The organism is Kitasatospora sp. NPDC090308 (assembly GCF_044769485.1).
Lineage (GTDB): Bacteria > Actinomycetota > Actinomycetes > Streptomycetales > Streptomycetaceae > Kitasatospora > Kitasatospora fiedleri.
This window is the reverse complement of sequence record NZ_JBIVXY010000011.1, coordinates 87,351-106,761: the sequence shown is the minus strand read 5'-3', so window position 1 is coordinate 106,761 and position 19,411 is coordinate 87,351. Positions and strand designations below refer to the sequence as shown.

The 19,411-nt window shown below is 70.4% G+C and carries 18 protein-coding genes and 3 tRNA genes; 9 read left to right on the top strand and 12 right to left on the bottom strand.

The annotated features are described in order from the left end of the window. The coding region (locus ACIQVD_RS23835) for a DEAD/DEAH box helicase (RefSeq protein ID WP_402291629.1) at positions 1–1,801 on the bottom strand (1,801 nt) is incomplete at its 3' end. Between the two features lie 1,035 nt (positions 1,802–2,836). On the opposite strand from ACIQVD_RS23835, the gene ACIQVD_RS23830 reads away from it, so the two are divergent. From ACIQVD_RS23830 to ACIQVD_RS23795, 8 genes are all read left to right on the top strand, one after another. Beyond that, a complete protein-coding gene (locus tag ACIQVD_RS23830) occupies positions 2,837–3,178 on the top strand; it encodes a metallopeptidase family protein (protein WP_100838566.1) in 342 nt (113 codons plus the stop codon). Positions 3,179–3,328: 150 nt separating this feature from the next. Beyond that, positions 3,329–3,401: transfer RNA gene (locus ACIQVD_RS23825), tRNA-Glu, on the top strand. Between the two features lie 42 nt (positions 3,402–3,443). Next, positions 3,444–3,517, top strand: a tRNA-Asp gene (locus ACIQVD_RS23820). Between the two features lie 27 nt (positions 3,518–3,544). After that, positions 3,545–3,621: transfer RNA gene (locus ACIQVD_RS23815), tRNA-Phe, on the top strand. Between the two features lie 233 nt (positions 3,622–3,854). Next, on the top strand, positions 3,855–4,676 hold the full coding sequence (locus ACIQVD_RS23810; RefSeq protein ID WP_402291628.1) for a hypothetical protein: 822 nt from the start codon (positions 3,855–3,857) through the stop codon (positions 4,674–4,676). Continuing rightward, positions 4,673–5,383: an SMI1/KNR4 family protein gene (locus tag ACIQVD_RS23805; protein WP_360220443.1), complete on the top strand. Its 711-nt coding sequence runs from the start codon at positions 4,673–4,675 to the stop codon at positions 5,381–5,383. The genes ACIQVD_RS23810 and ACIQVD_RS23805 overlap by 4 nt, the downstream gene beginning before the upstream one ends. Positions 5,384–5,417: 34 nt before the next feature. Further along, positions 5,418–6,602: an NADAR family protein gene (locus tag ACIQVD_RS23800; protein WP_402291627.1), complete on the top strand. Its 1,185-nt coding sequence runs from the start codon at positions 5,418–5,420 to the stop codon at positions 6,600–6,602. A gap of 92 nt (positions 6,603–6,694) precedes the next feature. Next, on the top strand, positions 6,695–7,555 hold the full coding sequence (locus ACIQVD_RS23795) for a hypothetical protein (protein WP_402291626.1): 861 nt from the start codon (positions 6,695–6,697) through the stop codon (positions 7,553–7,555). Between the two features lie 58 nt (positions 7,556–7,613). On the opposite strand, the gene ACIQVD_RS23790 is transcribed toward ACIQVD_RS23795, so the two are convergent. Further along, a complete protein-coding gene (locus ACIQVD_RS23790; RefSeq protein ID WP_402291625.1) occupies positions 7,614–8,369 on the bottom strand; it encodes a DUF6928 family protein in 756 nt (251 codons plus the stop codon). 135 nt (positions 8,370–8,504) lie between these two features. Further along, positions 8,505–9,338 (bottom strand): tyrosine-type recombinase/integrase, encoded by an 834-nt coding sequence (locus tag ACIQVD_RS23785; protein WP_402291624.1) that lies wholly within the window; start codon positions 9,336–9,338, stop codon positions 8,505–8,507. Between the two features lie 114 nt (positions 9,339–9,452). Here ACIQVD_RS23785 and ACIQVD_RS23780 point away from each other — a divergent pair, with 114 nt between their 5' ends. Continuing rightward, a complete protein-coding gene (locus ACIQVD_RS23780; protein WP_402291684.1) occupies positions 9,453–10,739 on the top strand; it encodes an IS256 family transposase in 1,287 nt (428 codons plus the stop codon). A 173-nt stretch (positions 10,740–10,912) separates the two neighbouring features. Here the strand turns inward: ACIQVD_RS23780 and ACIQVD_RS23775 are convergent, their stop codons facing one another. The 9 genes from ACIQVD_RS23775 to ACIQVD_RS23735 are packed head-to-tail and all read right to left on the bottom strand — an operon-like array spanning position 10,913 to position 19,233. Beyond that, entirely contained in the window at positions 10,913–11,557 is a 645-nt protein-coding gene (locus ACIQVD_RS23775; RefSeq protein WP_402291623.1) for an L-threonylcarbamoyladenylate synthase, read from the bottom strand. A gap of 57 nt (positions 11,558–11,614) precedes the next feature. Further along, the gene (locus ACIQVD_RS23770; RefSeq protein ID WP_402291622.1) at positions 11,615–12,361 is read right to left on the bottom strand and encodes a phytanoyl-CoA dioxygenase family protein; all 747 of its coding nucleotides are present in this window, start codon (positions 12,359–12,361) and stop codon (positions 11,615–11,617) included. A gap of 26 nt (positions 12,362–12,387) precedes the next feature. Continuing rightward, the gene (locus ACIQVD_RS23765) at positions 12,388–13,176 is read right to left on the bottom strand and encodes a creatininase family protein (protein WP_402291621.1); all 789 of its coding nucleotides are present in this window, start codon (positions 13,174–13,176) and stop codon (positions 12,388–12,390) included. Continuing rightward, positions 13,173–13,964 carry a class I SAM-dependent methyltransferase gene (locus tag ACIQVD_RS23760; protein ID WP_402291620.1) on the bottom strand — a complete coding sequence of 264 codons (792 nt, stop codon included), beginning with the start codon at positions 13,962–13,964 and terminating at the stop codon, positions 13,173–13,175. Before ACIQVD_RS23760 ends, ACIQVD_RS23765 begins: the two co-directional genes overlap by 4 nt. Then, positions 13,961–14,626 (bottom strand): HAD family hydrolase, encoded by a 666-nt coding sequence (locus ACIQVD_RS23755; protein ID WP_402291619.1) that lies wholly within the window; start codon positions 14,624–14,626, stop codon positions 13,961–13,963. Before ACIQVD_RS23755 ends, ACIQVD_RS23760 begins: the two co-directional genes overlap by 4 nt. After that, positions 14,623–15,063, bottom strand: a complete 441-nt coding sequence (locus ACIQVD_RS23750; RefSeq protein WP_402291618.1) for a hypothetical protein — start codon at positions 15,061–15,063, stop codon at positions 14,623–14,625. The genes ACIQVD_RS23755 and ACIQVD_RS23750 overlap by 4 nt, the downstream gene beginning before the upstream one ends. After that, a complete protein-coding gene (locus ACIQVD_RS23745) occupies positions 15,060–16,100 on the bottom strand; it encodes an enolase C-terminal domain-like protein (RefSeq protein WP_402291617.1) in 1,041 nt (346 codons plus the stop codon). Before ACIQVD_RS23745 ends, ACIQVD_RS23750 begins: the two co-directional genes overlap by 4 nt. Beyond that, positions 16,097–18,142, bottom strand: coding sequence for a hypothetical protein (locus ACIQVD_RS23740; protein WP_402291616.1), 2,046 nt, complete (start codon positions 18,140–18,142; stop codon positions 16,097–16,099). Before ACIQVD_RS23740 ends, ACIQVD_RS23745 begins: the two co-directional genes overlap by 4 nt. Continuing rightward, a complete protein-coding gene (locus tag ACIQVD_RS23735; RefSeq protein WP_402291615.1) occupies positions 18,136–19,233 on the bottom strand; it encodes a hypothetical protein in 1,098 nt (365 codons plus the stop codon). The genes ACIQVD_RS23740 and ACIQVD_RS23735 overlap by 7 nt, the downstream gene beginning before the upstream one ends. Between the last annotated feature and the right edge of the window lie 178 nt (positions 19,234–19,411).

Sequence of the window (19,411 nt, the reverse complement as noted above, 5' to 3'; positions counted from 1 at the left end):
CACGGTCGTCACGGTTGAACCCGCCGCGCTCACGGTCGCCGAACGAACGGCCGCCACGGTCACCGCGGTCGTCACGGTTGAACCCGCCACGCTCGCGGTCACCGCGCTCGCCGCGGTCCCGGTTGTTGTACGCCGGGCGCTCGCTGCTGCGGGCGTCGCGGTAGGACGGGGCGCGCTCCTCGGTCACCGGCTCGGCCTCGGCGGCGGCGACCGCCGCGACGGGGGCCTCGGTGTCGGCCTCGACGGCCGGCTCCTCGTCCTCGATGCCCAGCTCGGCCCGCTCGCGGGCGGCCCGGGCGGACAGCCGGTCGGCCTCCTCGCGCAGCTCGGTCGCGCGGCGCTGGGCGCGCTCCAGCTCACGGGTGAGCTCGGCGACCTCGCGCTCGGCGGCACCGGCGATGCCGGAGGCGCTCTCGGCCTGGACCTCGACCAGCGAGCGGGCGCCGGTGATCCGGGCCACCTCGGCGTCGAAGGCGTGGTCGAGGATGTGGCGCGAGGCGTCCACGCCCGCGTCCTCCATCAGCCGGAACACGCCGCGGCGCTGGTGCGGCAGCACCAGGGTGACGACGATGCCGGAGCGGCCGGCCCGGGCGGTGCGGCCGGAGCGGTGCAGGTAGTCCTTGTGGTCGCCGGCCGGGTCGACGTTCAGCACCAGGTCGATGCCGTCGACGTGGATGCCGCGGGCGGCGACGTCGGTGGCGACGACCACGTTGAGGTAGCCGTCCTTGAAGTCGCCGAGGACCCGGGTACGGGCGCCCTGGGTCATGCCGCCGTGCAGCGCGTCGGCCTTCACCCCGGCCTCCATCAGCTGCTGGGCGACCCGGTCCGCGCCCATCTGGGTGCGGACGAAGATGATGGTGCGGCCCTTGCGGGCGGCGATCGCGTTGGTGATCGGCGCCTTGTCCTTGGGCTTCACGACCAGGATGTGGTGGGTCATGGTGGTCACGGCGCCGGCCGACGGGTCGACCTCGTGGGTGACCGGGTTCTTCAGGTAGCGCTTGACCAGGCTGTCGATCTCGTTCTCCAGGGTGGCGGAGAACAGCAGGCGCTGGCCGCCGGCCGGCACCAGGTCGAGGATCTCGGTGACCTCGGGCAGGAAGCCCATGTCGGCCATCTGGTCGGCCTCGTCCAGGACGGCGATCTCGACCTCGTCCATCTTGGCGGAGCCGCGGTTGATCAGGTCGCGCAGGCGGCCGGGGGTGGCCACCAGGACGTCGACGCCGCGCTCCAGCGCGTAGATCTGGTTCGACATCGAGGTGCCGCCGCAGACCACCTTGAGGCGCAGGCCGAGCACCGAGCCGAACGGCTCCAGCGCGTCGGCGACCTGCATGGCCAGCTCGCGGGTCGGGACCAGGATCAGGCCGCGCGGGTGCTTCGCCTTGGTGCGCTCGCCGTCGGCGAGGCGGGTCAGCAGCGGGAGGCCGAAGCTCAGGGTCTTGCCGGAGCCGGTGCGGCCGCGGCCCAGCACGTCCTTGCCGGCCAGCGCGTCCGGGATGGTCGCGGCCTGGATCGGGAACGGGGTGGTGACGCCGCGCTTGGCGAGGGCCCGGACCACGTCGTCGTGCAGACCGAGGTCGCCGAAGGTGATGGTGGGCTCGGCGTCGTCATCGGTGTCCGCGTCGGCGTCCGCGGTGGTGTCGGCGTCGGTGTCGTCCGCGGCGTCGGTGTCCGCGTCGAGGTCGCTGTCGACGTCGGTCAGCTCGGCGAGCTCCGCGTCCAGCGTGTCGGTGTCGGTGTCGAGGGAGTCGGCGTCGGACCCGTTCGCGGGCATGGCGAAGCGGGCGTCGTCAACGAGAGACATGCAAAACCTTCCGGAAGTGGCACGCGCCAAAGTCCGGGGGTCTGTTGAAAAACCGCCTCTATGCGGTCAGCCACGGATCGCCGGAACGCGCCAAGGGCGCTCAAAGGTGTATGAGGAGCGCCAGCCAAATAGGATCAAACGAACGATCTACCACCATAGGGGAACCTGGGGATCAGAGGCAAATCCCCTGGTCAGCACCTCGAACGAAGGCCCGATCGGCCCTCCCGGCTTCCCCCGCCCGCTCAGTGCGCCGAGGGCGACTCGCTCGGCCCCTCCGATCCCGCGCCACTGGGCGTCGCCGACGGCCCGGCCGAGTGCGCGGGCGCCGACGGGCTGCCCTGCGGGCTCGGCGAGCCGCCCGTCCCGCCGCCACCGCTGCCGCCACCGCCGACGGGCGGGCTGGGCGGGGCCGAGACCGGCGCGCTCGCCGTCCCGGACGGGGCCGCGCCGCTCGCCGACGCCGCCGGCACCTGCACGGGCGCACCCGGCACGCCCTGCGACACCGGCGGCGGCGTGGACCCCGGCACCGGGGCGCCCGCGGCCGACGACGCGCCCGGTGACGCGCCGTCAAGGCTCAACGCCCCGCCGTGCTCCCCGTGCTGGACGGTCTGCCGCGCGCCCTGCCCGCCGCCCGGCCGGGCACTCGCCGGCGCCCCCGTCCCGGACGGCTTCACCTCCGTCCTCCCGCCCGGGGCGTCCGCGCCCACCGCCATGCACCCGCTCAGCCCGAGCACGGCCAGCGCCGCCGCCACCGAACCCGCCGCCGTCCGCCGCCGGCGCACCGGCCAACCCACCACCATCGAGCCACCTCCCGCACGACCCGCCAGGGGCCGCCACCGTTCCCGGTGCCCAACGCGCGTCCGCCCCGCCTGGACACGGGTACCACCCCACCGGCTCCCACCCCCGTCCCACGCCCCCCGCGCGCCCCTTCCTCCCCCGCCCCCGCTCCCCCGCTCCCCGCGCGCCGAACACGCCGCCGTCCCCCGGATGACCTGGCGCGCCGTCAGCGGAACTCCGACAATGGGACGCGTGGAGATGACCCGGGACGAGTTCGAGGCACTGGTGTCCGACGCGCTGGACCAGATTCCGTCGCAGCTGGCCGCGATGATGGACAACGTCGCGGTCTTCGTCGAGGACGAACCCGACCCCGCGACCCCCGACCTGCTCGGCCTCTACGAGGGCATCCCCCTCACCGAACGCGGCGAGTGGTACGCCGGCGTCCTCCCCGACCGGATCATGGTCTACCGGGGCCCCACCCTCCGCCACTGCGACACCCGCGAACAGGCCGTCGACGAGATCCGCACCACCGTGATCCACGAGGTCGCCCACCACTTCGGCTTCGACGACGACGAACTCCACGAACTCGGCTGGTCCTGACCTCCCCCCGGCCCTCCCCTCGCCCACCCGGCGTCCGCCACCCCGCCCCGCCGCGCCGACCACCGGAAACCGTTTTGGCGTTCCCGCCCGGCATCCCATATGCTTCTCGACGTCCCCGAACGCCGGATGATCCGGCCGGAAGGGCCGCAAGCCCTCATCGTCTAGTGGCCCAGGACGCCGCCCTTTCAAGGCGGTAGCACGGGTTCGAATCCCGTTGGGGGTACGCAGTACCGTAGTAAGGTCCTGTGCGGAGCAATCCGCACGAGGTCCCGTGGAGCAGTTGGTTAGCTCGCCACCCTGTCAAGGTGGAGGTCGCGGGTTCAAGTCCCGTCGGGATCGCTCGTCTCGCAAGAGGCGGTGCAGTACGGCCAGGTAGCTCAGTTGGTACGAGCGTCCGCCTGAAAAGCGGAAGGTCGCCGGTTCGACCCCGGCCCTGGCCACCAGCCTTGACCAGGCACGATGCCCCTGAAGCAGCTCGCTTCGGGGGCATTTTCGTGCCGTTTGACGCCAACGCTGACGCCAACGGCCCCGCATAGCTCTGGATCTGAGCAGCCAAGATGGCTGGCCCCGGCTATGGAGGCGCGTGACGCCAATCACAGGACGCTGCTCCGCAGGGGTGACCGGCGTCGGCGGAATCCCGTTGATCCCCTCCAGCCGAGACTGACACGATCGCCCGGTGGTGACTCCGGAGGACCTCGTCGGTCGGCAAGTGCAACGCGTGACGTGCTCGCGGTTCAACGCTCACGACGGCGGTGGCAAGCCCGAGCTGTTGCACATGTGGCTGCACGTGGAGAACCTCGGCCCGGTCCGGTTCCACACGCTGGACCACATACTCGATCTCCGGATCGATGAGCCCCACGACTCCTACGACATGGACACGCTCGGGAACGTCACGGTCGGCGACGCACCGGATGAGTTCCCCCTCGCACCGTTCATAGGCAGCAGGGTCGTCTCCATCCAACACATCCGACAACGGTCCATCGACAGCCGCGTCGGCTTCGAGATGGCCCTCCGGGCTGGAAGTGTCCGGATCCTCGCTCTGGCTGATGACCTGGTCGTCACGACAGCCAGGCTGCCGGGGAACTGGGAAGACGACCTGGTTCTTGATCCACCGGACACCGACCCGGCGTCCGAGGTCATGCTCCGCATCCTTGCGGAGCAGACTCAGGTCTGCAGGGCGGCACGGGAGGCAGTACTTACAGGCGGTGCCTGCAGGATCGGGGACGGAGTGGTCCCCGCGGAGGTGCTGGCCGGTACTTACGCTGTCCGGCTCGAACACACCAGGGCCGCGAACATTGAGACTATCGGGCTGCCCGAGACCGTGGCGGCCCTGAGGGAGCACGGCGCTCAGCCGGTCCAGCTGGGGTCCATCGACAGTCCGGACGGCTCATGGCACTTCGTGGTCTTCCTCGCCGCTGACGGTTCGCTGGCAGCCTGCACGGGCGTTCGAAAGATCAGTCCCGAAACAACCGGGGATCATGGGGAGACTCGATCATGACGGGCAATGCACAAGGGGCGGAGATCGCCGACTCAGGAGTGGACTGGTCGGGAGTTCGTGAGCAGGTTCTGGCCCTGCGGGACGCCCCGTTCGCGGGCGAGGTCTTCGGGGCTCGTTGGCAGGGTTTCGGGCATGACTTCCTGGTGGAGCCGCCCCTCAGCGAGACTGAGCTGGCGGAAGCCGAGGAAGAACTCGGCGTGTCCCTTCCGCCGGACTACCGCACCTTCCTCCTCGAAGTGGGCGCGGGCGGAGCGGGCCCTTTCTACGGGGTCTTCCCTCTGCGGCGTGACGAGCAAGGCTGGCACTGGTTGGACGGCAAGGTCCGAAGCGACAACACGCACCTGGGGAAGCCGTTCCCTTCCACGGAGGAGCGGGCTCGCTGGGCGGAGGAACTCGACGCTCGCGAGCCCGTCAAGGACCGCTTCGCCGACGAGCAGTCCTATCTCGCGGCGTACCGCGCCTGGGACGACAAGTGGGAGAAGCTCAACGACGAGATGACCGCCGGGGCGGTATGTCTCAGCCACGAGGGATGCGGCTACTACACATGGCTCGTCGTGACCGGGCCAGAGTGTGGCACCCTCTGGAAGGACCTGCGGGCCTGCGACGGCCCCCTCCAACCGCTCTCCGCTGCCGGTCACCGCGTCAGCTTCAGCGAGTGGTACCTGGACTGGCTGGCCAAGGCAACCAGCCAAGCTCGCGGTCGGTGAGTTCCAAGACAGCCCCACCGAGTAGCGTGCACCCATGACGTGGCGGGGACCGACGTATCGAACGGTGGACGGGGAGAGAATCGACGGGGCCTGGTGCCACGTCTGGCAGCGGAGTCGATGGGATGCCGAGTACTACCTCGACGACCTGATCGTCTTCGCGGACGGCGCCGTCAGGTGTCAGGACCGGACTGACCTGGCCGGCCTGGAGAAGCTCCTGGCCTCGGGCCGAATCTCCGTGACACGGCCCGGCGCGCCTGCTCTTCCTGACGAACCCTCGAAGTGGCGCTCCCGCCGCGGTGAACCGTTGACCCCGGAGGGCTTCCTGAGCGAGGTCGCCGACAAGATCGAGGAACTCAACGGCCGACCGACCACCGGGCAGCGCTGCTGGGAGGCGATCCGCCGCTACCAGCAGGAGCCCGAGGAGCGGAATCGCGAACTCCTTCGAGACGCCTACCTGGCAGTCCCAGCTCACCGCAGGATCTACGTGCTCGGCGACATGGACCTTCAGGACCGCCCCTTGCGCATCCTGCTCACCGACCTGGGTGAGGCCGTGGACGGGGATGGCCCGGTCGTGACGGCGGACATGCATCAGGAGTCGCTGGACTACTTCCGCCGCGGGGACGAAGGCGTGGCCCGCGAGCAGGAGAGGCGCGCTGTCCAGTACGCCGACGATCCGAGCGGGCCCGGCCAGGCGGCCGTCATCTCCCACCAGACCGTCTACCCGCAGGGCTGGCCCGAGGCGCTGGGCCTGTTCGTACTCCGCAACGACTACCCGGCGCAGATCACGTTCGCCAGCGAGATCTACCCGTCCGTGCTCCACGGCTACTGGGCCATGTCGGCTGCCGACACGGCCGATCATCGGCTGGTCCAGGAGATGCCGTCCGGGCGGGAGGCACAAGACCTGGGCGGCCGGGCGGTCCAACGAGCGGACTGGCCTGCCGTCCGGCTCGCGGTCATGGGCGGCCTGCTGCGCGCGAAGTTCACCCAGCACCCCGAGCTCGCCGAGATCCTGCTTTCCACCGGGGACGCGACGATCAGCTACACCGGCTTCTCGGACTCACCCTTCTGGCGGGACGCTCCTGACAGCCGCGGGCGGAACTGGATGGGCCGTCTCCTTGAGCTCGTCCGGTCCGAACTCCGCGCCAAGCAGTCGTTCGGCGACCACCGCGATCCCGGGAGTTCAACGGTGGCCGGGAATTCCACGAAGTCGCAGATATGACGGGTGCCCACGACGGCCAGCTGCCGCCGGCAGCGCCGAAGTCGACACCCGCGACCGGGAGCACCCGTTCGGGGGAGGTCGACGACCGGGACTTGGCCGAGCACCTGGCGATCCAGGCGTTCATCGAGATCCGGTACCTGGCCAGTCGCGCTCGGCGGCTTCCGGAGGAGCTCCCGTCCGACGACGCCCTCGACCGCATCAGGCTCCTGGCCGACCTGGGCCACAACCTGCCCGTAGGAACCCGGCCGCGCGCTCGACGTCCCGCCCGTGGGACGCACGACGGCAGGCGGGAACGGGCGATGAGGAAGCGGCCGATGAGCTGGCTCTGGAACACTGCCGGCCCGGAGAAGCGAGCCTGGATCGTTTCGCAACTCGAGAAGGCCGGACTCCGTTGGACTCCCCCGCCTCCGCTCCCGACCCCGCGCCCGGGAGTCTCCCCGCTCAGCGCGCGGCAACGCCTGGGCCTGCTGGCAGGCTGGCCGGTGAAAACCCCTGCCGGCCGTCGGCCCCTGCCCCGCGAGGCGCGGGTCCTGAAGGCTCTGGGCAACGACGCGGTCTTCGCCCTCCACGAGGAAGCCGGGCGCCTGCGGCTCGGCCTGGGCGGGAGCAGTCCGTGGTTCCAAGCTCACCTGGCGCCCGGCGGTCCCCACTACCTGCTCCCTGATCCGGCCGACTACTACTGGCCGGACCCGGAGGCGGGGCGACGCTGGTGGCAGTGCCGCGTGCTCCTGACGATGTTCGACGGCGAGCAGGTCAGCAGCATGCTGGCCGTACTTCCCGAGACCTTCATTGCCCTGCCCTCAACAGTGCCGCGCTTCAGGCAGCGTCATCTCGCCCACATCGCCCGCGCCACCGAGCGGGACACCGGCCTCTGGGGCCGGGACCACAAGACGCACTGCGGCCCTGAGCACTGCGGATATGTCCCCGCCGAGGAGGAGACCGTCTCGACGTGACCGCCTGCTCATGCAGGACCGGCTCCATCCACTCGTCGCGCTGTGGGACCCACGTCGGTCACCGCCGGTCGACCACGATCAGGGTGCCATCGGGACCGTAGGTCAACATCTGCGGCGGCCGCATCCTGCTGACGGCTGCCCGCAGCACGGCCTCCTTCTCCCCTAGCCTGGGCCCACCCGGCACCGCGAGGTGGAAGCCTCGCAGCGCCACCTCGTAAGGGTCGATGTTGTCGGGCTCGGGCATACCCTCCAGCACGAAGCCGAAGAAGGCGCGCAGTGCCTCCTCACCGAGTTCGAGAGGATGGAACGCCAAGGGGTACGGGTCCTGCTCGCCCCATGCCTCGTCCAGCTCCACCGAGTGCTCCCCGGCCCAGAACGGCGCCTCGAACGCGAGGCGCTCGCCGATGTCCTCCACCACCCCGCTGTCGGGCGAGAGGCTGAGCGAGCGGACCAGCTGCCCGTCCTCCCAGACCGCGAAGGCCAGAAAGTCCACCACGCTGTGCATCCAGTGCACGACGAGCCGACGCCCCGCGCTCGCGTCGATCAGGTGCTGCGGCAACCGTGAGGGGTAGTCGCTCATCCAGTGCCGGTCGCAGACAACGTCCACTCCGGGAAAGCTGCCCAGGTAAGCGGTCCCGTCCGGTGGGTAGGTCGCGTCGCCGAGCTCGCACCCAGCCGCCTCCGTGACCTCCCACCCGGGGTAGAGACGGCCGACCAGCTCCGCTGTCCGCTCCGGATCCGCTTCCGCCGGCAGCCGCAGCGGGCCGGACGACGCAGTGTCCATGTAGACGAGCAGTCCGGTCTTGGCTCCCACGTGTCGGCCCCTCTCCAGAACGATGACCCCTCGGTCCGGGGCAGGCCGCAAGCTACCAACCGCGTAAGACAGCGGTGTCCGGCAAGACCTGGGTCTTGCCGGGCACCGGACGAACTGATGAGCCAGAGCGCGAGACTAGGAGAGCGCCTCTCCGAGGCGGCTCAGGGCCTTGAGGCGCTCGGTGAGGGAGGCGTGCGCGTAGACCTTCATGGTCACGCCGACGTCGCTGTGGCCGGCGATCTCCCGGACGATGTGCGGGGGCACGCCGAGGTCGAGCAGCAGGGTGATGCAGGTGTGGCGGAGGTCGTGGAAGCGGAGGTCGTCCAGGCCGAGGCGACCGCGGACCGCGTGCCAGCTGCGGCGCAGGTTGTCCGGCTCGTACGGGGTGCCGATCCGGGACGGGAAGACGAGGTCGTTCTCCTGCCAGTCCATGCCGGCAGCGGCGCGCTCGACGGCCTGACGTTCCCGGTGGTCCACCAGGGCGGCGAGGACCGGCGCGGGCAGCGGCAGGGTGCGCTCGGAGGACAGCGTCTTCGGCAGGACGAGCCGCAGCTCGCCCTCGACCCGCTGGAGGTTGGTGCTCACTGTGAGAGTGCCGCGCTCCAGGTCGACCGAGCTCCAGCGAAGGCCGAGCAGCTCGCCCCGGCGCATGCCGAGCATCAGCGCGAGCACGTACAGGGTGTGCAGGCGGTGGCCGCTCAGCTCCTTGAGCACGAGCTTGGCCTGAGCGGTGGTCAGGCCCTTGCCGATCCGGTAGTCGGGCGCGGGGACCTTCACGAGCTTGGCCACGTTCTTGTGGATCAGCTCCTCTCGGACGGCGTGCTCCAGCGCGTTGCGGAGCACGGCGTGCACGGACTGGATCATCCGCGCGGACAGCAGCCGCTTGCAGCACTCGCCTGCGGCACAGCAGATCGGCTTGGGCCGCTGCGCGTCCCAGCCGCCCTTGCAGCACTGGCACTCGGCGCGCACCCGGTTCAGCCAGACCCGGACCTCCTGGGCGCGCAGGTCGCGCAGCCGCTTGGTGCGGGTCTGTAAAAAGAACGGTGTAACTCCCGATCAAGGAAGTAGCACCTGATGACAGACGTGACCGTCTCGGCCGAGGCCGTGGAGGCCGTGCGGCCGGTGGAGTTGCAGTCGGACGCCTTGGACGACCAGTTGATCGGGCAGTTGGTCGACCGGGCCCGCGCGAGCGGGCCGCAGCTCACCGGCGCCGGAGGCCTGCTCCAGCAGCTGACGAAGAAGCTCCTGGAGTCCGCGCTCGAAGGCGAGATGACGGACCACCTCGGCTACGAGAAGCACGACCCGGCCGGGGCCGGCAGCGGGAACTCGCGCAACGGCGTCCGGTCGAAGACCGTGCTGACCGAGGTCGGCCCGGTCGAGATCGACGTCCCCCGGGACAGGGAGGGCTCGTTCGAGCCGCAACTGGTCCGCAAGCGGCAGCGGCGCCTGTCCGGCGTCGACGAGATGGTGCTGTCGCTGTCGGCCCGCGGCCTGACGCACGGTGAGATCTCCGCGCACCTGGCCGACGTCTACGGCGCGGACGTGTCGAAGCAGACCATCTCCACCATCACCGACCAGGTGATCGAGGGCATGACCGAGTGGCAGAACCGGCCCCTCGACCCGGTCTATCCGGTGGTGTTCATCGACTGCGTGCACGTGAAGCTCCGCGACGGCCAGGTCGCCAACCGGCCGATCTACGTCGCCCTCGCGGTCACGGTCGAGGGCACCCGCGAGATCCTCGGGCTCTGGGCCGGTGACGGCGGCGAGGGCGCCGAGTACTGGCTGCACGTGCTGACCGAGATCAAGAACCGCGGCGTCGCGGACGTCCGCATGGTCGTCTGCGACGGCCTCAAGGGCCTGCCGGACGCCATCACCGCGGTCTGGCCGCAGGCCGTCACCCAGACCTGCATCGTCCACCTGATCCGGGCCTCGTTCCGCTACGCGGCCCGGCAGGACTGGGACAAGATCTCCAAGGCCCTCAAAACCGTCCACACCGCGCCGACCGAGGACGCCGCACTCGAGCGGTTCGTGGAGTTCACCGAGGCATGGGGCAGGAAGTATCCGGCGATCGTGCGGCTCTGGGAGAACGCCTGGGCCGAGTTCGTGCCCTTCCTGAGCTTCGATGCCGAGGTCCGCCGGGTCATCTGCACCACGAACGCGATCGAGTCGGTGAACGCCCGGATCCGCAAGGCCGTCCGCTCGCGCGGGCATTTCCCGAACGAGCAGGCGGCCCTGAAGTGCGTCTACATGGCGATCATGTCGCTCGACCCGACCGGGGCCGGCCGCAAACGCTGGACAACCCGCTGGAAGGCCGCCCTGAACGCCTTCGAGATCGCCTTCGACGGCCGACTCTCCATCGGCCGCCGCTAACTCAACCCATCCGAGTTACACCGTTCATTGGACAGGCCCTTCGACGGCCTGCTCGCGGGCACCACGTGGGATTAGTCGGACAACCCTGTCGGGGCCACGCTGAACAGCTTGGCCTCGACAGGGCGTTGCTCTGCTCCGGCCTGGCCGCGCCACTACCCGGCCAGGCCGTCCGGTCAGGTCAGTTTGCGTCCGAGGACAGCGGCAAGCGCCCGCTCGTGGACGAGGCCGGGGCGGACGAGGCGTGTGGTGGGCGTCGAGCAGTCGACGATGGTGAGGTGATTCGCGGCTGGCGAGACCCCGCCGTCGAGGAGGACTGTCGCCCTGACACCGGTGGACTCCAGAAAGCCCCGGACCTCCTCGGCGGTGATCGCCGGTCCCGGCGCATCGGTACCGGCGTCGCCCGAGATGTTGACGGTCGTCGCGGCCACCGGAGTGTGGGCCGCCGCCGCGAGGGCGCCGAGCGGGCCGGACGAGAGGGTGGTGAGCGCGGGCGACCCGACGGCGGGGTGGTGTTCGCCGATCTCGGTGCTGTGCCAGGGAAGCAGCATGGCGAGATCGCCGGGCCAGAAGGCGTCGGCCAGTTGTCGGGCCTCGGGGTGGACGACGAACTGCTTCTCGCACTCCTCCAGGGAGGGGAGTACGAGTACGAGGGACTTGGTGCGGGGGCGCTGCTTGCCGTCGAAGATGCTGTTGCAGGCGGCCGGGTTCGTGGCGTCGGCACAGATCATGTACCAGCGCTCGGTGGGCACGACGACGAGCCCTCCGGCTTCCAGCGCGCGGGCGGCGGCGGTGAGTTGTTCTGCTGGGATCGGTCTCACAGGTGTCCCTCCGTCTCGGGAATCAGTGGATGAGCAGGTTCCGGCTCTGCTCGGCGTTCACACCGCCTGCGGCAGTCCCTGGTAATCGAGCCACGGGTTCTGCAGCGCCTGCAGCCGTCTCCGCGCGTGGTCGGGGTGCTCGACGCGGAAGTACGCCATGAGCCGGGGCTGGGTGCCGAGGTTGCGGCCGACGGCGTGGGGGACGAGGTGGTGCATCAGCAGCAGGTCTCCCGGACGGCCGAGAAACGGAGTGCCGGCCTGGGTGTCGAGGTCCGGCGGGACCTGTTCGGTGATGCCGAGCGACCACTGGGTGCGGAACCACTCGGCCATGGCCAGGTGCCCGCCCGGCTGGTAGCGCAGAGCGCCAGCCTCCGGGTTGGTGATGTCGGACAGCACCACGCCGACCAGCAGCGAGAAGGTCCGCAGTTCCTCGGGGTCGAGGTGTGGGCAGGCGACGCCGTCCACGTGCATCGCCTTCTCCGGCTGGCCCTGTTCGAACTGGCCGTCGGGGATGCGGATCTGGAGTTGAACGATGGAGACGGGCCGCACGTCGCCGAGCAGGTCCTGGGCGAGTTCGGCGGCCGGGGATTCGGCGAAGAGGGCGAGCAGGTCGGGGTGGTTGCCGAGTTCCGGGGCGAAGGTTCGCTGCGTGTAGGCGCTGATGAGTTCGGGGTTCATCGACTCGCGGTACCAGGCGGTGACCAGATCGCGGGCCCGGGCGATCCGGTCGGGGGCGACGGCACGGCGCTTGATGTGCAGGCCGTCGCGCATGAAGTCGCGCTTCTCGTCTGAGCTGAGGGCCACTGGATCTCCAGGTGGGCGTAGGACTGCTACTGGCGGCGGTCGGTCAGGTGCGCAAGGACAGGCCCGGCCGCGTCGAGGGCGCTGTCGAGAACGGCCCGGCCTGCGTCGGCGGTGGCCTCGCGGGGGTCGCCCCCGATGACGCCGCAGGTGGCGATGCGGCTGTCGTCGGACGTCCACGGCCAGGTCGTACCGCGCTCCATGACGAGTCGCTGCACGTTGCTGCCACTGGTGGTGAAGTCCGCCAGGAAGCAGTCGAGGTGGACGTCGTCCGGGTCGAGTTCGAGCATCATGGCCGTCTCGCGGATGCCCGCGTGAACCTCCGGCACGGTCCCGCCGACTATCGGAACGGAAGACAGCGATGTCGGGTGGATGGCGCAGACCGAGAACCCGTGCGCACGCTCCAGCTCGTAGAGTGCCGACGCCAGGATTCCTCGGTTTCCGCCGTGGCCGTTGACGATCAGGAGTCTTCGGGCCGGGGTCGCCCGCAGGTACTCGGTGACCACGGCTTCGAGCAGAGCCACGAAGCCGGCGATCCGCAGCGACACGGTGCCCGGCGACCAAGCGTGTTCGAGTGAGAGCCCGTACGGGATGGTCGGCAGGGCCCACAGGTCGTGCTGTTCGCCGTACCGCTCGATCAGTAGGCGGGTGAACTGCTCCGCGATCACGGTGTCCGTGTTGAGCGGCAGGTGGGGGCCGTGCTGTTCGTGGGAGCCGATGGGCAGGCAGAGCACGGACTCGGCGGTGAGCTCGGTGAGGACCGCGGGTGCAACCAGCCGCCCGAACTGGCGGGCGGCCGGTCCGCCGTTCGGTATCACGCGGTGCCCCGCCGACCGATGCGGATGAGGAACTCGTTGTCCTCCAGGAACACGTCCTCGGTGCTGTGCTGCGCGAGGGCGTTCTCCACGGCCGCCTCGAACTCGCCGAGGCGGTCGCCGAAGAGGTGCGGCGCGGCGAAGCTCGTGGAGTAGAGGTAGCCGAGAATGCCCTTCGTGCTCCACGTCCGGTGGACGGGTACCCGGATCTCCTCGACCTGGTTGAAGGGCGACTCCTCCATGATCTCGCTGTAGGGCCGGTCGTGGTGCTTGAAAGTGCTGTTGCCAGACCGCCGTTCCTCGCCGAGGAAGCTCTGGACGACCACGCGCACGGACTGCTTCCAGGGGCTGTCGGCAGCCCAGAAGCTGTTGTCGCCGAAGATGGCGACGGCGCCGCCGGGGGCGACCTGCTCGTCGAGGAGGGCGAGGACGGTGGCCTGGTCGAGCCAGTGGAAGGCCCGGCAGATCGTCACGAGGTCGGCCTGCCAGCCGGTCGGGGGCTTGAAGTTCTCGGCCGTCGACTCGACGAGCGCCAGGCTTGCTCCGCCAGGGAGTTGGGGCCGGAGGGCTTCCTCGGCAGCGGCGAGCATGTCGGGGTCGTTGTCGATGGCGATGATGTCGTCGAACCGGCCGAGGAGAGCCTCGGCGACGAGTCCGGTGCCGGTGCCGACGTCCAGGAGCCGGCGGGGCCAGCCGGGCGCGACGGCCCGGTCGAGGACGGTCGCGACCTCCTCGGGGATGCCGGGACGGTACTGGCGGTAGTAGCTGGAGGTGCCGGCGAAAAGACTCATGGGTGCCTCATGTCGAGTAGGTGGCGGACGTGGTGGACTGCGTCGGGGAGGTCGTGGGCGACGAGTACGTCGTGCTCAACGAGGACGTGTTCGTCGGGGACCGCGCGGCCGTGCGAGAGCCAGACGGCGGCGAATCCGGCTGCCGCAGCGCCGCGGATGTCGCACTCCCAGTCGTCGCCGACGTGGACCACGTCCGAGGCCGGGACCTGGCAGGAGTCGGTGACGGCCCGGAACGCGCGGTGGTCGGGCTTGGCGAAGCCGGTGCGGCAGGAAGGGAAGTGGGCGCTGACCCACGGGGAGAGCAGGGCGAGGAGCCGGTCGGGGTCGGCCTCGGTGCAGGTGACGTTCGAGAGCGTGACCACGGTGGCCCAGTCACTGAACTGCTGGAGCGCCTCGACGACTCCGGGGAACAGGACGAGCGGGGGGACGGGCAGGTCCGTCGGGAAGTCGGACGGGTCGATGCCCAGCGCGGCGCTGACCTTCTCGATCACGTCCTCGGTGATCTCGGGGGCCGTGTGCAGGACGTCCCGCATGACGCGCCGGGCCTGCTGCGGCCCGAGCGGCGAGAGGGCCGCGAGTCGAGCCGCGATTCCGGGGCCCTGCGCGGTACCCAGCGTTCCACCGATGTCCAGGCTGACCAGCGGACGGACGGTCTCCCTCATTCCGCGTCGCCTTCCACAGCGGGCAGGGCGGAGACGATGGCCTCGAGCCGGGCGATGCGGATCTGCTCCGTGGTGGACTCGCCCAGGAAGGTCAGCGCGTACCGCAGTTCGGCCGCGTCGATCGCGTCCAGGTCACGGTGGGTGGTCCGGGCGGCGGCGGTCAGGTCCTCGGGGATGCTGCGCGGGCGAAGTCCGTGCGGGAGGTGGAGAGTTCCGGACCAGGACGGGATGGTCACCTCGATCGTCTCCATCGGGCGGAGGACGGTGACATCGTCGAGGGTGATGATCCTGACGGCCGCCGGTCCCTGGCCGAGGTCGAGGCGGCCGGACAGGAAGGTGTCGTGGCCGTCGAGCCGCTGGGCCAGGACGAGCAGCAGGCCGTGTTCGTCGTGCCGGGTCGTTCCGTGAACGGGGAGGTGGTCGGTGGTTCGGGTCATCGGGTGCTCCGGGGTTGGGTACCGAGCCCGGGGGCCTCAGGGGCGGGGAATCTGCCGTTCTCGGGTATCCACGGCTCGGCATAGAGGAGTTGGCGGCGAGGCTCCCACTGACGGCGGTACTCGACGGCTCGAACCATGTCGGGGTACGCCGCCGCGAGGTGGATGCCGGGCGCCATCGAGCGGCCGTGGGGGTAGACGGGAACGCCGACGCCGTGACTCGCTGCGGTGATTTCGACGGCGCGGGTGAGACCGCCACAGCCGACGACATCGATGGTCAGGGCGGTGGGTCGGGCAGCGCCGAGGAGGGCGTTCAGGTCCTCATCGGGCCTGAGGCGTTCACCGAGCGCGATCGGCACTCCGGCAGCGGCCAACTGACTGTATGTGCGCAAATAGTGCTCCGGCAGGGGATCCTCCAGCCAGGCGAGGTAGGGCTGGCCGAGGAGGGGCGCGACAGCGGCAGCGAGTTGCGGGCTCCAGGTGCCCACCGCGTCGACGGCGAAGGGCGCGTCGATGACCGAAGCGGCGCGCTCCAGTGCCTCGACCAGGTTCCTGGCCTCGGCCGCGATGCTCGGGCCCGGGCGGCGGCGCAGTCCCCACTTGGTGAACGCCCATCCCTCGTCGAGGACTTGAGTGAGCGCACTGCGGGTGGCGGGACCGCTGAGGTCCATTCGCAGCCAGGAGGCGTACGCCGGTACGGCCCGCGCCTTCCGTCCCGGCGCGAGCAGGTCGGCCACCGGCCTGCCGACCAGGCGGCCGTGAAGGTCCCACGCAGCGCAGTCGATTGCTCCGACCGCCCAGTCCGAGACTGCGGGGGCGCCGGCCCGAAGTCGCGGCCGGAGAGCGTGGTGGTCGAGCAGGGAGGCCCCAGCAACTGCGGGCCCGATCGCTTCCACCGCCTGGGCGACTGCCAGGCTCACGGGCCCGTACCACCCTGTCTGCCCGCCGCCGTGGACCGCGACGAACACGGTGTCGTCCCCGGTCTCCGTCCCGCCGCCAGTCAACAGCGTCTCCACCTTGTCGATGAGCAGGTCCGTCATCGCGCTGCCTCCGAAGTGCCGGTCAGCCGAAGGGCTGCCTGGAGCAATCCCTCTGTTCCGAAGCCGAGTTCATGCGCGAGCACGTCCTGCGGAATCGGTCCGGAGGGCTCCCGCCAGCCGATCACCTCGACCTGCCGCCGCAGTCGCCCCGCCAGCAGCCCCCACACCGCTGCCGGGTGCCCGAGCGTGACGACCAGAAGCGCAGCCCGCTCACCGAAGTAGTGACCGGCCTCGGCCTCGGTCAGGCCCTTTGGCCAGTGCAGCGGATCGCCGAGGACGGTCAGGTTGAGAACACCCACGACCCGCACTCTGCAGTCCAGTTGGGCGCGGATGAGAGGCACCGCCGCCGTGACCACCTCGGCCGAAAGGTCCCCGGCCGCGGCGATGGTGAGGTCGGGCGCCTCCCGATCGCTCAGGTGCGGCCAGATCGCGAGCCCCCGCCCCAACTCCTGCTCGACGGTCTCGTAAGGGAGTTGCAGTTCGCTGTGCTTGCCCGCGATCAGCACGTTGACCCGGCCCGTCGAGTTCAGCGCCGCGTCTAGCGCGGCGGCGGTGCGCCGGGCATCGGCCGGCACCAGCACACTCACCGCGGGGTCTTCCGTCGCGAGAAGCGCGGTCGACAGCGAGGGGTCGCCGTGTGTGAAGACGTTGTGCCACCCGTACGAGGTCAGCAGCAGGTTTAGGCTCGGGGCCTCCTGTTCCCCGGCGAGCCGCCGGTGCTTGAGATGGCCGACGATCCCGGAGGTCATGAGCGGCGCGAACGCCTCGTAGGACACCAGGACACCGTGACGGCCGCTGCTGATCCAGCCGGACAGCCAGCCCAGGAGCACCTCCTCGGCCAGCACCTCGGACACCCACGGCTCGTCCCGCAGCGCGCCGAGACGGTTTGAAGAGAGCTCGTCCGGGCTGAAGACCCGGAAACCGCCGGCCTCGGCATGCCTGCGGAGCACACCGCCCACTGCTTCACCGAACCGGTCGGCACGAACGGGCACGACCTGCCTCGGCGCTTCGAGCGGGGCGCGTCCGGCGCCTTCGGCGGAGTGCCAGGCGGCCGAGTCGATGGCTTCGGCCAGTGCGCCGATCGGCCGGGCGTCGCGGTCGAAGAGTTCGGCAGGCCGGTACGACGCCAACCACCCTTCCAACTGGGCACGTTGACCTTCGTCCGAGTGGGCGCCGCCGAGGGGCGTCTTGTGCGCCGCAGCGGTACCGAGCACCGGCCGTCCGCTGACCGACTCCGGCCCGCTCCAGCCCTTCGCACAGCGCAGGAACACGACCGTCCGCACGCCGCCGGCAACCGCATCGGCCGCCCCTGCCAAGGCATCCCGAAACGCCCCGTGCGCGTCCACCGTGGCCGCCTCGACATGCACGACATGGGCTCGCCACCCCAACCCGGCTGCATAGGCGACGAGTTCGGAGTCCGTCATCATCCCGAGCAGCGATCGGGCACCCATCCGGAAGCCGTTGACGTGCACGATCGGGATGACCGCACTCGACTCCAGGGCCTGGGCCGCGAGCCACGAGGCCGCCGTCGTAGGGGTCTCGCACTCGCCGTCGCCGATGATCGGCACGACGATCCGCCCGGGGACGTCGAGCGCCAGGCCGTGGCTGAACGCGAGTGCGCCACCGAGGCAGCCTCCGGGTGCTGCTCCCGCCACCAGCAGGGGGTGGGTCTCGGAGCCGAGGCCGTCGACGTGCGGGAAGTCGCGGGCGAGGCGACGCAGCCCTGCCGCGTCACGGGAGTACTGGGGCCGTACGGAGGCCAACTGGCCGCTGAGCCAGGCGCAGGCCAGTTGAACCACCCCGGCGTGGCCGGCCCCGATCACCGGGACCAGCTCGCGACCGGGCCCCACCTCACCGGCGGCGAGAACCGTGTGGACGAGCGCCCATGCCGTACCGGGAACGGTGCCCCAGTGCCCTGCAGGACGGGGCTTCACGTGCTCGGCCTTGAGCGGTTCGGCCAGCAGCTGGTTGTCGTCGAGGTGCAGCAGCGCCACCGCCACGTACGTGGCGGCCCTCCACAACGCATCGGCACGGTTCAGCACGGCGGCACCAACTGCTCCTCGCCGAACGTGAAGTACCACAGCGGCCGGTAGCACTCCCACGCCACGGGCCGGAGGCCGGTCGGCCCGATGATGTCCTCGATGTCCCGACGCGCCCGCAGGTAGTAGTCCAAGGACTCGGACCCGCCGGTTCGAAGCCCCGCCATGATCGAGTTGTGCGCCTGGTACACCTGGAAGTTGGGGAAATCAGTGACGAACGGCATCAACTCACCCACGCCGGAGCGGAGTTCGGTGAGCCTGTCCAGGCCCACGATGTAGGTGAACGAGGTCGCGTGGCCCGCACGCATCGCCCGTTCCAGGACGTGCGGCATCTCCTGAGCAGTGAGGGCCGCCTTGCTGGCCTTGAGGAGGAGGTCGCGCCGACTGAAGCACTCGGCGGTGAGTCGCAGCACCAACGGAGCGACGCGCTCGGCCAGTTCCTCGAACGCCCCGCTGCTGCGGATGACCGAGGTGAGGAACCCGATCCGGGCGCCGATCCCATGGGCGGAGAGCACCTCGCGCAGCCCTGTCAGGTGGTCGACCGCCGCTCGCTCCCGCTCGAAGCACCCCGTCGACACGGTGACCTCCCGAAGCTCAGTCAGGTCGTGGCGGGGGTGCTGCTCGACCAGCGCGGCCAGCAACTCGTTCAGTTCCCGCTCCTCGGCGAGCCGCGGATCGGCGGCGGCCTCCAGGGTGTTCGGGCAGAACGCGCACCCCACACAGCGGCTCCGGGCGTTGGGGTTGAGCGTCGCGGCCCGCCCGCCGTTCCGGAAGTACCCGCCGACCGCCTCGTCGGCGGCGACCCGGTCGATGGTGCCGACGACCTCGCTGCCCAGCGACAGTTCCTCACCGATCAGACGGAACGGGGATGCCCCGGCGTTGAGCGGAACGATCACCATCCAGGCAACGTCCGGCCGGGTCATGAGGCAGACGGAGATCCGGGCCCGGTGTCGGCCGTGGACAGAAGAGATCCCGTACAAGTTGATCGCGATGAGTAGGGCGTCCTCCACCGGCACCCCGTGCTGCTCCGCCATCTCCCTGACGGTCGGCAGTGTGAGCACCGCTGCCGGTGTGCCGTCGAGCGCCGCCTTCATGATCCACTCTCCGTAGCTGTCTCGGCCGGGTGATGCTGCCACCGGCGTCCTTCTCTACTGGTCTGTCGCGTTTCCCCTGCGATTCGGTCCGAGGCTGGGCCGGGTGGGCCTGCCGGTATCCGTCCGGCAGGCCCACCCGGTTCCTCGGTTCAGCGCCCCGGATAGGGCGGGGTCGGTG